Raw genomic sequence first — 12154 nt, 5'->3', positions numbered from 1 at the left:
ACGCTGCCGAATTCGGCCGGCCTCCGGACCGGGTCAGACAGGGACGCGGTAGGCGAGGATGTCGCGTACTAGGGTGCCCAGGCTCTCGGCCTCTGTTTTCGCCTTGATCCGGGCACGGTGCACATCGACGGTTTTGACGCTGGTGCCCAGGCGGCTGGCGATCTGCTGGCTGGAACGGCCCTCGATCACCAAGTGCAGTACCTCACGCTCGCGTGGGGTGAGACCTGCCAGCCGCTCCTGCACCCGCAACCGTTCGGCGCGCTCGGCGAAGGCCCCGGCGGCAACGCGTAACTGTTCCTGCACCACCTCGAGCATGCGCTGCGGCTCGTAGGGTTTCTCCAGGAAATCGACCGCGCCCGCCCGCAAGGCACGGACCGACATGGGAATATCGCCGTGCGCCGAACAGAAGATCACCGGTGCCGGGTAGTCCCGGTGGTTGAGCTCTTCCTGCAATTGGAATCCGCTCAACCCGGGCATACGGACATCCACGATGACGACACCGGGCTCGTCCAGATCGGCCTCCTCGAGAAAAGAGGTCGCCGTGGCGTAGGTCAGCGCGTCGATTCCCACGCTCTGTAGCAGGAACGCCAGCGATTGGCGCAGGTCCTCGTCGTCGTCGACGATATGGACGACGGGGGAGGACTCGCTGCTCATGCACGACGATTCTACTGCGGCGCCTGTCTCCGGCCCCGCCGTCCGGCGACCCGGCGCGCATATGACGGCCGGCGCGCTCATGGCCGCATCAGCACCGAGGCCGCAGGGAAACTCTCGGCGAAATCGGGTCGCAGGGGGGCGACGAAGACGTTCTCGGTGCGGGTGCGGGTGATTTTCCAGTGCCCGTCGACGCGGCGGAACGCATTGTTGAGCCGGCTCGAACGCAACAGCGAGGTGCCGTCGGAGAACAGCCACGGCTGGATGTGGATCCACTGCCCGGCGGCCGTATCCCCGTCCACCCGGATCTGCTCGGCGGTCAAATAGTGCGCGTTGAGCACCAGCCGAGGATCACGATCGGGGCTCCAGAAGCGTTCGAAATGCGCGCGGATGGCGGCCTGTCCGTCCAGCCGCCCGAACTGGCCGTCGTAATATTCGCCGACCCCCTCCCACACCGCGTCCTCGGCGTAGAGGTCCATGATCAGGTCGATACGGTGAGCGTCGTCGGCGACGCCGAACTCCGGGCAGGGAGTATCGCAGAGGAACATGTAGCGCGCCTGCAACCGGCGCACCTCTGCCTCGCCCTCCAGTGTCTCGATGCGGCGCAGCAACTGCTCGACGGTGTCGGTCACGGGTGTCCTCCTTGTTCGCGCGACGGTGGGTGGGTGCGGTCCTGAATCCAGCCGGCGACCCGCAGCAGCTCCGCTTCGGCACGCGGCGCGCCGATCACCTGGATCCCCAGCGGCAGGCCCTGCGGGTCGCGCAGACCGGGCACCGTCACCACCGGCAGGCCCAGTGCCTGCCAGGCCCGGCTGAGCACCGGGTCGCCGGTGGCGTCGAGTCCGGCGGGCGCGGGGCCGGGGGCGGCGGGTCCGATGATGGCGTCGTAGCCGGTCAGCAGGTCGAGTACCGTCCGCCGGGCGGCGTCGACGATCCCGCGGGCCGCCGTATAGTCCGCGTCGGTGGTGGCGGCACCGGAGCGCAGCAGTTCGGCCAGGGGCCGGCTCAGCTCCTCGGCGCGGGCGAGTTCGGCGGCGCGTTCCCGGGCGGCTTCGTAGGCCATCACCACGCGGTGGGCCGCGGTCGCCTCGGCCACGACCTGCTCGGCTGCGAAACCGGTCACGACCGCACCGTCGGCGACGAGCCGATCCTGGAGGGCGGCAACGGCTTCCGTCATATCGCCGGCCACGACATCCAGCGGTTCCGCGCTCCACAACGCGACCCGGGGCGGGCGGGCGGATTCGGTCAGCGGGTCCGGTGCCGTCATGAGCGCCGACCAGGCGCAGGCGAGGTCGCGGACCTCGGCGGCGTAGAAGCCGTGACTGTCCAGACTGTGCGCGAGACCGGTGATGCCGTCGGTCGCCAGCAGTCCGCGGGTCAGCACCAGCGCGGCGACCCCGCAATAGGCGGCGGGCCGGGTGACCGAGCCTGCGGTCTGCGAGCCCAGCGCGAGCGGTACCTGGCCGGAAGCGACCGCGGCGGCCGAACCGCTGGACGACCCGCCTGGGGTGTGGCCCGGCGCGGCCGGGTTGTGTGTGGGCCCGGGAGCGAAGAAAGCGAACTCGGTGGTGACGGTTTTTCCGGCGGGCACAGCGCCGGCCGCACGCCACCTGCGCACGATTTCGGCATCCGCGGTCGCCGGGCCGGTATCCGCGCGCAGGGCCGAGCCGCATCGGGTCGGGTAACCGGCGACGTCGATGATGTCCTTGACGCCCAGCGGAATTCCGGACAGTGCACCGGCCGGCGCCGGCGGCTCCGGGGGCACGTGCCGGGCGACCCAGGCGGCGAGCCGGTCTTCGGTGTCGGCGATCCGGTGCACGGAGCGCTGCCACGCATCGGCGGTGCTGGACTGTCCGCGGGCGATGGCGTCGGTGAGGTCGCGCAGCGACCACGGGGCGTACAGGTTCATCGGTCGCTCCACGCGGCGTCGGCCGTCCAGTAATCCATACCTGTGGCGCTGACCCCGTGGCGCCACTGCGATATGCGGCGCAGCGCGGGTTCGGCCCGCGCGGTGGCCCGGTCTGCGGCTTCGGGGCCGTCTTCGGAAACCTGCCAGTGCACCCAGTTCAGTTCCCGGCCGTCCGCGTCGTGGGTGAACAGGTCGACGTGGCGCCAGCCGTAGCCGTGGGTGTCGTTGTAGCACATGAGGGTCAGGCGGGCCGGCGCGTCGACCATGCGGTGCCCTCCTGCTCGGTGCGCGGCCGGCCAGGGCCCACGCTGTGGAATCGGCGCTGGAAATAGACGAGCGCGTCGCAGTCTTCGCTGACGTCCACCCGGTCCACACTCACCAGGAAGATCGAATGCGAGCCCTGGGTGTGGTCGCTGATGATCCGGCCGACCACCCGCGCGGCAGCCGTGCGCAGCATCGGAATGTCTTCGGTGTCGTGATCCCACATACTCCACGCGAACCGCTCCGCCATCGGGATACCGGTGGCTCCGGCGAAATGGCCGGCCAGTTCCTCGTCGTGTGAACTGAGGATGTTGACGCAGAGGCGCACGTTGCGCCGGAAGATATCGTGCGTATAGCTGGACTGATTGACACAAACGAGGATCGTGGGCGGCGAATCGGTGACGGAGCACACCGCGCTGACGGTGATACCAGCGCGACCACCCGGTCCGTTCGTGGTGACGACATTGACTGCGGCCGAAAGATTCGACATCGCCGCCCGGAAGTCACGCTGCTCGGCGGTCAATTGCTTGGTCATGCAACTGACGCTACGAGTGATCCACGCCTCGAGGTATCGAGATTTTCTCCGCCCGCGCTGAAGGTTTTCCCTATGCGATCACGGGGCCGGCAGGACGAATCCGAAGACCGCTCCGCCGCCGTCGGCGGGGCGGCACCAGATACTTCCGTGCTGCCGGGTGATGATCCGATAGCTCAGTGCCAGCCCGATGCCGCTGCCGTGTGATTTCGACGTGAACGATTCCTGGAACGGATCCTGGGAGACGCCGCGACCGTGATCGCGGACGGTGAAACAGCCGCCGTCGTCACGGACGGCGGTGGTGAGCACGATATGCCGGGATCCAGTGGGGCACTGTGCCATTTCGTCGATGGCGTTGAAACAGAGGTTCACGATCACCTGCCCCGTGAGGACCCGTTCGCAGCGGACCTCCACCGGGGTGGGATCGAGCCGCAGTTCCACCCGCACGCCGGCCGCGTCGGCGCGTATCTGCACGAAGGACAGGCATTCGGCGACGATATCGTTGAGGTCGGCCACCTGCTCCACCTGCTCCAGGTGGCCGACGAAAGCGCGCAACGCCGATACGATGGTCGCCGCCCGGTCGATCTGTTTACGTGCCGCGTCCAGGCCGAAGGTCACCCGGTTGTCGAGGAGCTCGCCGCCGGGCAGATGCGAGCGGATACCGGCGATGTAGTTACCGGCGGCCGCCAGCGGCTGGCCGAGTTCGTGGGCGATCGCCATCGCCATATCGCCCATGGCGTTGTAGCGGGCCAGGTAGTTCTCCCGCCGCAGCTGCAGACCGCGCTGCTCCTCGTCGCGGATCCGGCGCGATACATCGTGGACCAGGATGAGGAAGGCGGTCACTCCCGGCTCGTCCAGGCGTTCCAGGCTGCCGTCCAGCCATGAGGTCGTGCCGTCCGGCTGGGTGACCTCGAGCCGCACCGAGGTCACCGGGTCGGCGTCCTTGGCCACCACTTCCCATTCGGTGCGGCGCCCGTCCCGGTGCAGGTGGGCGTACCGGGTGAGGTGCGGTCCGGCCGGTAGCTCGACGGCCGGGTCCAGGCCGAGGCGGGTGAGCGCGGTATCGGTGGCGAAGCGGATCTCGCCCGATTCGTTCAGGACGAAAGCCATCGTGGAGGTGTGCCGCGCCAGCGCGTCCACATAGGTGGTGGTCAGCCGCAGGGCGCGCTCGGTGCGCTGCTCCCGTTCGATATCGCGGAATTGCACCAGCACCGCCGGCCCGCGCGCGAGTTCGATCCGGGTCGCCACCGCGTCGGTGGGGATTATCCGGCCGGATTTGGACCGGTAGTGCCATTCGATGCGGCGGGAGCCGTACTCGACGGCGTCCTGCAGCCACGCGCGCCCGATCACGCGGTCGTATTGCTGTGCGGAACTGCTCATATCGTGGGCCTTGAGCGGCCGGATCTCGTCGAGGTCGAATTCGAGCATCGCGCAGGCGGCCGGATTGGCCCACAGAATGTTCTTGGTCGCGGCATCGTGCACGAGTACGCACACGTCGGTCGCATTCATCATGGTGGCGAAATCCGAGACGGCCAATTCGGGAGCGCGCGGATCGATGGACATCGCGCCAGCGTAGCTTTCCGCCGATCCGCGTTTCCGGTCGTCCGGGGGCGGCTGAAGATTTCCCCTACGAATGTTGTGGTTCACACCTTGCCGGGCGCGGGGATTACCGATGTCGGTGTGAGCGCGCTCTCCCTACCGTCGAAGAACAGCCCATCGACGACAGGAGCAGGTGATCGTGTCCACCTCCGAAGCCCCGGCCCGGCCCGCGACCGGACCGGCGATTCTGGACGACGTCCTCGCCGAACTCACCGTGCGGCGGGAGGAATTCCGCGACCAGAAATATGTTTCGCGGGATTTCGTCGCACGGCTCAAAGAGGCCGGAATCTACCGCGCCGCCACCCCGCGGCGATTCGGGGGCGAACCGCAGGCGCCCGCCGATTTCCTGCGCACCGTCGAACGTATTTCGGTGGTGGACGGCTCCACCGGCTGGGTCGCCAGTTTCGGCTCGGCCCTGGTGTACCTGGCGGCGCTGCCCCTGGAAACGCAGGCGCAGCTCTACGCCGACGGCCCGGACGTGGTTTTTGCGGGCGGGTTGTTCCCGGTCCAGCCCGCGACGGAGGTCGACGGTGGTGTGCGGCTGGACGGACGATGGAAGTTCGCCAGCGGTTGTATGGGCGCCGATGTCCTGGGTGTCGGTATTCCCGGTGACGCGAGTACCGCCGGTAAACCCCGCACCGCACTGCTGCGCCCCGAACAGGTCGAGATTGTCCAGGACTGGGATGTCACCGGGATGCGTGGCACCGGCTCGTTCGACCTCGTGGTGCGCGGAGCAGTGGTGCCGCACGAATGGACATTCATCCGCGGGGGCGAACCGACAGTCGACGAACCGCTGTACCGGTACCCGACCATTGCCTACGCCGCCCAGGTGCTGGCCGTGGTCGGCGCGGGCGTGGCGCGGGCCGCGCTGGACTACGCCGTCGAAACCGGTGCGGGCCGGGCCGGGATCACCGGCGCGCCGAAACTGGCCGACCGCCCGTATTACCGGACCGCGGTCGCACAGGCCGAAGCCGAGCTGCGCTCGGCGCGCGCGTACTTCTACGAGGTCACCGAGGAGGTGTGGGCGACGGTATTGCGCGGCGATCCCGCCACTGCCGAACAGAACGCCCATCTGCGGCTCGCGGCGGCGCATATCGCCTCGACTTCGGCGTCGGTGGTGAACCGGATCATCGAGATCTCCGGTACTGCGGCCATCTTCAACGGTCACCCACTACAGCAGTGGGCGGGCGACGCCCTGGTCCCGCAGCAGCACGCCTTCCTGGGACCCGGCCTGATCGACGCCGCCGGCGCCGTATTCATGGGGCAGCCGCCGACCGTTCCCGGTTTCCACTGACCCGCGACCTCTTCGACGACAGGACCCTTCCGTGACCGACAGCCCACTTCGCGTTCTCTTCTGCCTCGGTATCAACCAGAACTTCTTCGATCTGCCCGAAGGCGGTGTCACCGCCGGTGACGTCTGGACCGCCTTCGTCGCCCTGATGGACGGCATCAAAGCGCTCGACGGTATCGATTTCATCGGCGATATCGACGACGACTCCACCATGGTGGGGCCCTCGGACAGCTGGCCGTGGACCTGCTACCTGCTCGCCGACGCCGACAGCCACGACACCGTCAAAGCGGCCTGCGGCCTGATCCGCACGATCGGCGTGGGCGAAAGCGACTGGAAGCTCTGGAAATTCGTCAAGATCGAGGCCCGCATCGGGCGCGCTCTGACCCCGCGCCAGTACTGACCATCCACCTGCCAGGAGGCATCATGACAGCCCACAGTGCAGCACCGGCCGAACTCGTCGCCGAGGATCGGGTGGCCGCGCGCATGTACACCGACCCGGAGATCTTCGAGCAGGAGATCGCCCGGATCTTCGAGAGCACCTGGATCTGGGTGGCCCACGAATCCGAGCTGCCCACACCGGGCAGTTTCAAGTCCACCCATGTGGGCCGGCAGCCGGTGATCGTCACCCGCAACCGCAAGGGTCAGCTCAATACGCTGCTCAACCGGTGCCGGCACCGCGGGGCCAGTATCTGCGAACAAAAGCAGGGCGTCGCCAACGGTTTCACCTGCCCCTATCACGCCTGGTCCTACAGCCTGGACGGTCAGCTGCGGGGTATCCCGTACCCCGACGGTTACGAAGGCGTGGTCGAGAAGGGCGATCTGTCCCTGCGGAAACTGCGTACCGAATCCTACGGCGGCATGGTGTTCGCGACCTTCGCCGAAGATATCGAACCGCTCGAGGATTTCCTCGGTGACGCCAAGCTGTGGATCGACCGGTTCATGAAGCAGGGCGGCGGCTACCCGATCAAGGTGCTGGGTACGCACCGGTTCGCCTTCCACGGGAACTGGAAGATCCAGCTGGAGAACACCACCGACGGCTACCACTTCCCGATCGTGCACCGGTCCTGGATGGCCTCGGTCGACGCCGAAACCGCCGATATGATGTCGTTCATGACCGACCCGGCGGCGGTCACCCATGACCTGGGCAACGGGCACAGTGTCATGCAGATGGTTCCCGAACATTCCGATCTGGACGCCGACGACGGCAGCGAACCGTTGCAGGCCCGCTTCGACGATCTGATCGCCGAGCTGAAGACCACCGGCCTCGACGATGCCGCGATCCGCAAGCTGGTACGCGCCATGCACGGCACCGGGTTCAACCTGAACCTGTTTCCGAACGTGTCGATGTCGGCGGCGTTCTTCCGGGTGCTGCGCCCCGTCGCCGCTGACGAGACCACGATCGAGCACATCGCGATCGGCCCCGACGGGCCGGCCGAGATCGTGAATCCGGTCAACCGGGCGCGGCTGCGGGTGCACGAACATTTCCAGGGTCCGTTCGGTTTCGGTACCCCCGACGATGCCGAGGGCTGGGACCGGGTCCAGCGCGGCGCCCAGGCCGCCCCGGATATGCCGATCCTGGTCAACCGCGGCCTGGCACGGGAGAAGCCGAGCCCGGAAGGCTGGCCCACCTCCCATGTCACCGACGAGACCGGTATGCGCGCCGCCTATCACCAGTGGAAGCAGATGATGAGCGATGACTGAAACCCTCACCCCCGCAATGCTGTTCACCGACACCAGGATCACCCGGGCGATCGAGCTGAGCTGGCGGGAAGCCGACCTGCTCGACCGCAAGGACTACCACACCTGGCAGGACCTCTACACCGCCGACGGGCGCTATGTGGTGCCGATCGACCGCGGCACCGACGATTTCGACAACACCCTGAACATGATCTACGACGATGCCCGCATGCGCGGTATGCGCGTGGTCCGGATGACCGAGGGCTACGCCATCGCCGCCGTCGACGCCGCCGTCACCACCCGCACCGTCTCGCGCTTCGTCCCGGAAAGCGTCACCGACGACGAGGTCCACCTGCGGGCCGCGCAGATCCTGGTCGCCTACAAACGTGGCCGCCACGATATCTGGGCCGGCGATATCGAATACCGCGTCCGTCTCGGTGCGACTCCCGCCGACGACCGGATCGCGTTGAAGGTGATCCGGCTGGTCGACAGCGAGGACGCCGTTCCCGCCGCGGGGTTCCTGCTGTGAACCCGCCCGTCGCCGTGGTCACCGGGGGCGCGAACGGCCTGGGCGCGCATATCGTGCGCCGGCTGCACGCGGCCGGCCACGCTGTCGCCATCGCCGACCTGGCCGGTTCCGCCGCGTCGGCGCTGGCCGAGGAACTGGGCGGTGCCGCGCGCGGATATACCGTCGATGTCGCGGACAAAACGTCCCTGGAGCAGTTGCTGGCGACGGTGGTCGCCGATTTCGGCGGGGTCCAGGTGCTGGTGAACAATGCCGCCCGTACCCAGGCCAGGCCCCTCATGGAGATCACCGCCGAAGAACTGGACGCGGTCATGGCCGTCGGCTTCCGCGGGACGTTCCAGGCCTGCCAGCTGTTCGGCGCCCATATGGCCGCGCAGGGTTACGGCCGGATCGTGAACATGGCCTCGCTGGCCGGCCAGAACGGTGGCACCGCCACCGGCGGGCACTACGCGTCCGCCAAAGGCGCAGTCATCACGCTGACCAAGGTGTTCGCGCGTGAACTCGCCCCGGGGGGAGTCACGGTGAACGCCGTCTCGCCCGGTCCGCAGGATTCGCCGGTCGTGCACAACATTATCGGGGAAGGCAATCTCGACGCCTTCGCCGGTTCCATACCCGTCGGGCGTCTCGGCGATCCGGCATTCATCGCCGATATGGTCGCCCTGCTCGCCTCGCCGGCCGCCGCATCGGTCACCGGGGCATGCTGGGACGCCAACGGCGGCCTCTACATGCGCTAGGAGTTGTGGTGTCCGATATCAAAGTGGTGGTCTCCGAGATCGTTTCGGAGACTCCGAGTATCCGGTTGCTGCGGCTGGTGCGGGAGGACGGGGCGCCGCTGGGGCCCTACCGCGCCGGTGCGCATATCGACGTCACCGGCCCGACCGGGATCCTGCGCCAGTATTCGCTGTGCGGGCCACCCGCGGACACCGCGGCGCTGGCCATCGCGGTGAAGCGCGAGCCGGAGTCGCGAGGAGGGTCGGCCGCGCTGCACCAGTTGTGCGAGGGCGACATCATCGAGATCGGTGCACCGCGCAATATCCTCGGTATCGTCCCCGGGGCCGACCGGCATCTGCTGATCGCGGGCGGGATCGGGATCACTCCGCTGCTGAGCATGGCCTACGAATTGTACTCCGGCGGAGCGGAGTTCACTCTCGTTTATATCACCCACGATCGCACGGAGACCGCGTTCGCGGATCTCCTGGAAAACCGCGTGGAGTTTCGCGACCGGGTGCGCCTGCACACCGGGCTGTCCCGTGACGAGCAGCGCACGGTGCTCGAATCCGTGGCTGCCGCGCTGACCCGGGACAGCGCGGTCTACACCTGCGGGCCCACCGGTTTCATGGAGACGGTCGCCGAGATCGTGACACCGGTGGTCGGTGAAACCAATCTCCACACCGAGCATTTCGAAGCGACCGCGGTCGACAACAGCGGCGATACCGCATTCACCGTCGAACTCGACACCGGCGAAAGCTTCGAGATCCCCGCCGACCGCTCCATCCTGTCGGTGCTCGAGGACAACGGTGTCGACGTCTTCAAATCCTGTGAAGAAGGTATCTGCGGCTCCTGTGTATCGAATGTGCTCGACGGCGAACCCGAACACCGCGACAATTGCCTGTCGGCCGCGGACAAGGCGGCCGGTGATCAGATGGCGCTCTGCGTCTCCCGGTCGAAATCGCCGAAGCTCGTCATCGAATTGATCTGATCGCGCTCGGCAGATAAAGGAATTCCGTACTCGCAGGGGGAATTCTTCGCATGTCCGTCGTCATATCGGCCCCCTACTGTGTAGGAAATCACACAGCCCGAAAGATGATTCCCATGGACCATTCCCCCTCCAATTCCGCTGATTCCCCAGGGAATTCCGGCCTCGACGAATTGGCACGCGAACGGCAATCGCTGGTTTTCCGGCTGAGCGCGATCGTTTTGATCCTGTTCTTCCCCCTGCCCATTCTGGGTGGTTTCACCTCGGCACTGGATGCGGTGGTCGTCGGTGGCGTCACCGTCGCCTGGATCTATGCCCTGGCGCAGTTCGTCATCGCGATCGTGGTGGCCCGCTACTACATGGCCCGCGCTGCCGCATTGGAAGCCCGGCTCGCGCAGGAAGGCACCCGCGCATGAACCTCGTCTCCGCCTCCCTCTTCGCGGCCCTGGTCGCCGTCACCCTCGGCATCACCGCGTGGGCGGCCCGCCGGAACAAGTCCGCCGCCGACCACTACGTCGCTGGTGGGGCGCTCACCGGCCGGCAGAACGGCGTCGCGATCGCCGGAGATTTCATCTCCGCCGCATCGTTCCTCGGTGTCACCGGTGCTATCGCACTCACCGGGTTCAACGGCTTCTATCTCGCCGTGTTCGTCCCCGTCGCCTTCGTGCTGGCGCTGCTGCTCATCGCCGAACCGCTGCGTAACCTCGGCCGGTTCACTCTCGCCGATGTGCTGGCCACCCGGTTCCCGGGCAAGGATGTCCGGTCGCTGATGGCGATCAGCACCGTGGTGATCAGTGTGGTCTATCTGGTGTCGCAGCTGGTGGGTGCGGCGCTACTGGTATCACTACTGTTCGACCTGGACTATGCGGTCGCGGTGCTGATCATCGGCGCCCTCACCACCGCCTACACCCTGGTCGGCGGCATGCTGGCCACCAGCTGGATCCAGATCATCAAAACCGGTCTGCTGCTGGTGTGTGCGGTGGCGTTGTTCGTCCTGGTGCTGGTGCGCTTCGATTTCAACCCGTTCGGGCCGTTCAGTACCGCGCTCGCCGAATTCGGTGAGCATTTCGTCGCGCCGCAGCGCTCCGGCGACGCCGCTTCGTTCGACCAGTTGTCGCAAACCGTCGGCCTGGTACTCGGTGTGCTCGGCCTCCCGCATGTGATGATCCGGTTCCTGACCGTGCCCGACGCGCGGCAGGCCCGTACCTCGGCCTATACCTCCATCTGGATCTTCTTCGGTTTCTACCTGATGATCCCGGTGCTCGGGTACGGTGCCGCCGTGCTGGTCGGTCCCGATACGATCGCCGCGGAGAACAAGGGTGGCAATCTCGCCGTGGCGCAGCTCGCCGAAACCCTCGGCGGTGGTGTCCTGCTCGCCTTCGTGGCCGCGGTCGCCTTCGTGACCATCCTCGCGGCCCTGTCGGGACTGGTCATCGCCACCTCCGGTGCCATCGCCCACGACCTCTACGGTCAGGTACTGCGCAACGGGAAGGTGTCGTCGGCCGCCCAGCATCGTGCGGCCCGGATCGCCACCGTCGCCACCTGTCTGGTCGGTGTGGCGATCGCCTTCGCCGCGCAGAAGCAGAACGTGGCGTTCCTGGCGTCGCTCGGGATGTCGATCGCGGCCTGTGCGAACCTCCCCGCGCTCCTGCTGACGCTGTACTGGCGCCGGATGACCGCCCGAGCGGTCATCTCCGGCATCGTCACCGGTCTTGTCCTGTCGATCGCGGTGATCCTGCTCAGCCCGGTGGTCCAGGGACCGGACTCGGTGCTGCCGTTCTCCAACCCGGCGCTGGCCGTTGCCCCGATCTCTTTCGTGGTCTCGGTTCTCGTTGCCTTCGCGACGACGCCGAAGGGGGCCGATGCGCTGGCCGCCGGTGCGGTGTTCCGGTCATTGCGCACTCGTGCGCTGACCGGGCGGGCGGCCGAACCGGAGGAACCGGTGGCCGTACCGTCCTGACGCGACTGCGGAACCTGTTGCCGGCCACCCAGGATGAGGGGGTGGCCGGCAA

At 67.3% G+C, this 12154-nt stretch carries 14 protein-coding genes; 8 read left to right on the top strand and 6 right to left on the bottom strand.

Going from position 1 to position 12154, the window contains the following annotated elements; all coding sequences use genetic code 11:
- Positions 1-33: 33 nt before the first annotated feature.
- The 6 genes from ACFWPH_RS30050 to ACFWPH_RS30025 form a co-directional block, all read right to left on the bottom strand.
- Positions 34-654, bottom strand: a complete 621-nt coding sequence (locus ACFWPH_RS30050; protein WP_378755568.1) for a response regulator transcription factor — start codon at positions 652-654, stop codon at positions 34-36.
- Positions 655-731: 77 nt separating this feature from the next.
- Positions 732-1283, bottom strand: coding sequence for a nuclear transport factor 2 family protein (locus tag ACFWPH_RS30045; protein WP_378755567.1), 552 nt, complete (start codon positions 1281-1283; stop codon positions 732-734).
- Positions 1280-2560, bottom strand: coding sequence for an amidase family protein (locus ACFWPH_RS30040; protein ID WP_378755566.1), 1281 nt, complete (start codon positions 2558-2560; stop codon positions 1280-1282). Before ACFWPH_RS30040 ends, ACFWPH_RS30045 begins: the two co-directional genes overlap by 4 nt.
- Positions 2557-2826: a hypothetical protein gene (locus tag ACFWPH_RS30035; protein ID WP_378755565.1), complete on the bottom strand. Its 270-nt coding sequence runs from the start codon at positions 2824-2826 to the stop codon at positions 2557-2559. Before ACFWPH_RS30035 ends, ACFWPH_RS30040 begins: the two co-directional genes overlap by 4 nt.
- Positions 2802-3356, bottom strand: a complete 555-nt coding sequence (locus tag ACFWPH_RS30030) for a flavin reductase (RefSeq protein WP_280419123.1) — start codon at positions 3354-3356, stop codon at positions 2802-2804. The genes ACFWPH_RS30035 and ACFWPH_RS30030 overlap by 25 nt, the downstream gene beginning before the upstream one ends.
- A 78-nt stretch (positions 3357-3434) precedes the next feature.
- On the bottom strand, positions 3435-4916 hold the full coding sequence (locus tag ACFWPH_RS30025; protein WP_378755564.1) for an ATP-binding protein: 1482 nt from the start codon (positions 4914-4916) through the stop codon (positions 3435-3437).
- Between the two features lie 169 nt (positions 4917-5085).
- Between ACFWPH_RS30025 and ACFWPH_RS30020 the strand changes: the two genes are divergently transcribed.
- The 8 genes from ACFWPH_RS30020 (at position 5086) to ACFWPH_RS29985 (ending at position 12102) form a co-directional block, all read left to right on the top strand.
- On the top strand, positions 5086-6246 hold the full coding sequence (locus ACFWPH_RS30020) for an acyl-CoA dehydrogenase family protein (RefSeq protein ID WP_378755563.1): 1161 nt from the start codon (positions 5086-5088) through the stop codon (positions 6244-6246).
- Between the two features lie 31 nt (positions 6247-6277).
- Positions 6278-6643, top strand: coding sequence for a hypothetical protein (locus ACFWPH_RS30015; RefSeq protein ID WP_280419126.1), 366 nt, complete (start codon positions 6278-6280; stop codon positions 6641-6643).
- Between the two features lie 23 nt (positions 6644-6666).
- The gene (locus ACFWPH_RS30010; RefSeq protein WP_378755562.1) at positions 6667-7944 is read left to right on the top strand and encodes a Rieske 2Fe-2S domain-containing protein; all 1278 of its coding nucleotides are present in this window, start codon (positions 6667-6669) and stop codon (positions 7942-7944) included.
- Entirely contained in the window at positions 7937-8449 is a 513-nt protein-coding gene (locus ACFWPH_RS30005) for an aromatic-ring-hydroxylating dioxygenase subunit beta (protein ID WP_378755561.1), read from the top strand. The genes ACFWPH_RS30010 and ACFWPH_RS30005 overlap by 8 nt, the downstream gene beginning before the upstream one ends.
- A complete protein-coding gene (locus ACFWPH_RS30000) occupies positions 8446-9180 on the top strand; it encodes an SDR family NAD(P)-dependent oxidoreductase (RefSeq protein WP_378755560.1) in 735 nt (244 codons plus the stop codon). The genes ACFWPH_RS30005 and ACFWPH_RS30000 overlap by 4 nt, the downstream gene beginning before the upstream one ends.
- An 8-nt stretch (positions 9181-9188) precedes the next feature.
- Positions 9189-10145, top strand: a complete 957-nt coding sequence (locus tag ACFWPH_RS29995; protein WP_378755559.1) for a PDR/VanB family oxidoreductase — start codon at positions 9189-9191, stop codon at positions 10143-10145.
- 113 nt (positions 10146-10258) lie between these two features.
- On the top strand, positions 10259-10558 hold the full coding sequence (locus ACFWPH_RS29990; RefSeq protein WP_280419131.1) for a DUF485 domain-containing protein: 300 nt from the start codon (positions 10259-10261) through the stop codon (positions 10556-10558).
- Positions 10555-12102 (top strand): cation acetate symporter, encoded by a 1548-nt coding sequence (locus ACFWPH_RS29985; RefSeq protein WP_378755558.1) that lies wholly within the window; start codon positions 10555-10557, stop codon positions 12100-12102. Before ACFWPH_RS29990 ends, ACFWPH_RS29985 begins: the two co-directional genes overlap by 4 nt.
- Positions 12103-12154: the final 52 nt, after the last annotated feature.

The sequence above is a fragment of the Nocardia sp. NPDC058499 genome (assembly GCF_042719915.1).
Lineage (GTDB): Bacteria > Actinomycetota > Actinomycetes > Mycobacteriales > Mycobacteriaceae > Nocardia.
This window is presented reverse-complemented; position numbering and strand designations above follow the sequence as displayed.

Bases quoted from the DNA above. Each gene is read 5' to 3' on its own strand.
- ACFWPH_RS30050 (WP_378755568.1), bottom strand. From the start codon at position 654: ATGAGCAGCGAGTCCTCCCCCGTCGTCCATATCGTCGACGACGACGAG.
- ACFWPH_RS30040 (WP_378755566.1), bottom strand. From the start codon at position 2,560: ATGAACCTGTACGCCCCGTGGTCGCTGCGCGACCTCACCGACGCCATC.
- ACFWPH_RS30035 (WP_378755565.1), bottom strand. From the start codon at position 2,826: ATGGTCGACGCGCCGGCCCGCCTGACCCTCATGTGCTACAACGACACC.
- ACFWPH_RS30030 (WP_280419123.1), bottom strand. From the start codon at position 3,356: ATGACCAAGCAATTGACCGCCGAGCAGCGTGACTTCCGGGCGGCGATG.
- ACFWPH_RS30025 (WP_378755564.1), bottom strand. From the start codon at position 4,916: ATGTCCATCGATCCGCGCGCTCCCGAATTGGCCGTCTCGGATTTCGCC.
- ACFWPH_RS30010 (WP_378755562.1), top strand. From the start codon at position 6,667: ATGACAGCCCACAGTGCAGCACCGGCCGAACTCGTCGCCGAGGATCGG.
- ACFWPH_RS30005 (WP_378755561.1), top strand. From the start codon at position 7,937: ATGACTGAAACCCTCACCCCCGCAATGCTGTTCACCGACACCAGGATC.
- ACFWPH_RS29990 (WP_280419131.1), top strand. From the start codon at position 10,259: ATGGACCATTCCCCCTCCAATTCCGCTGATTCCCCAGGGAATTCCGGC.
- ACFWPH_RS29985 (WP_378755558.1), top strand. From the start codon at position 10,555: ATGAACCTCGTCTCCGCCTCCCTCTTCGCGGCCCTGGTCGCCGTCACC.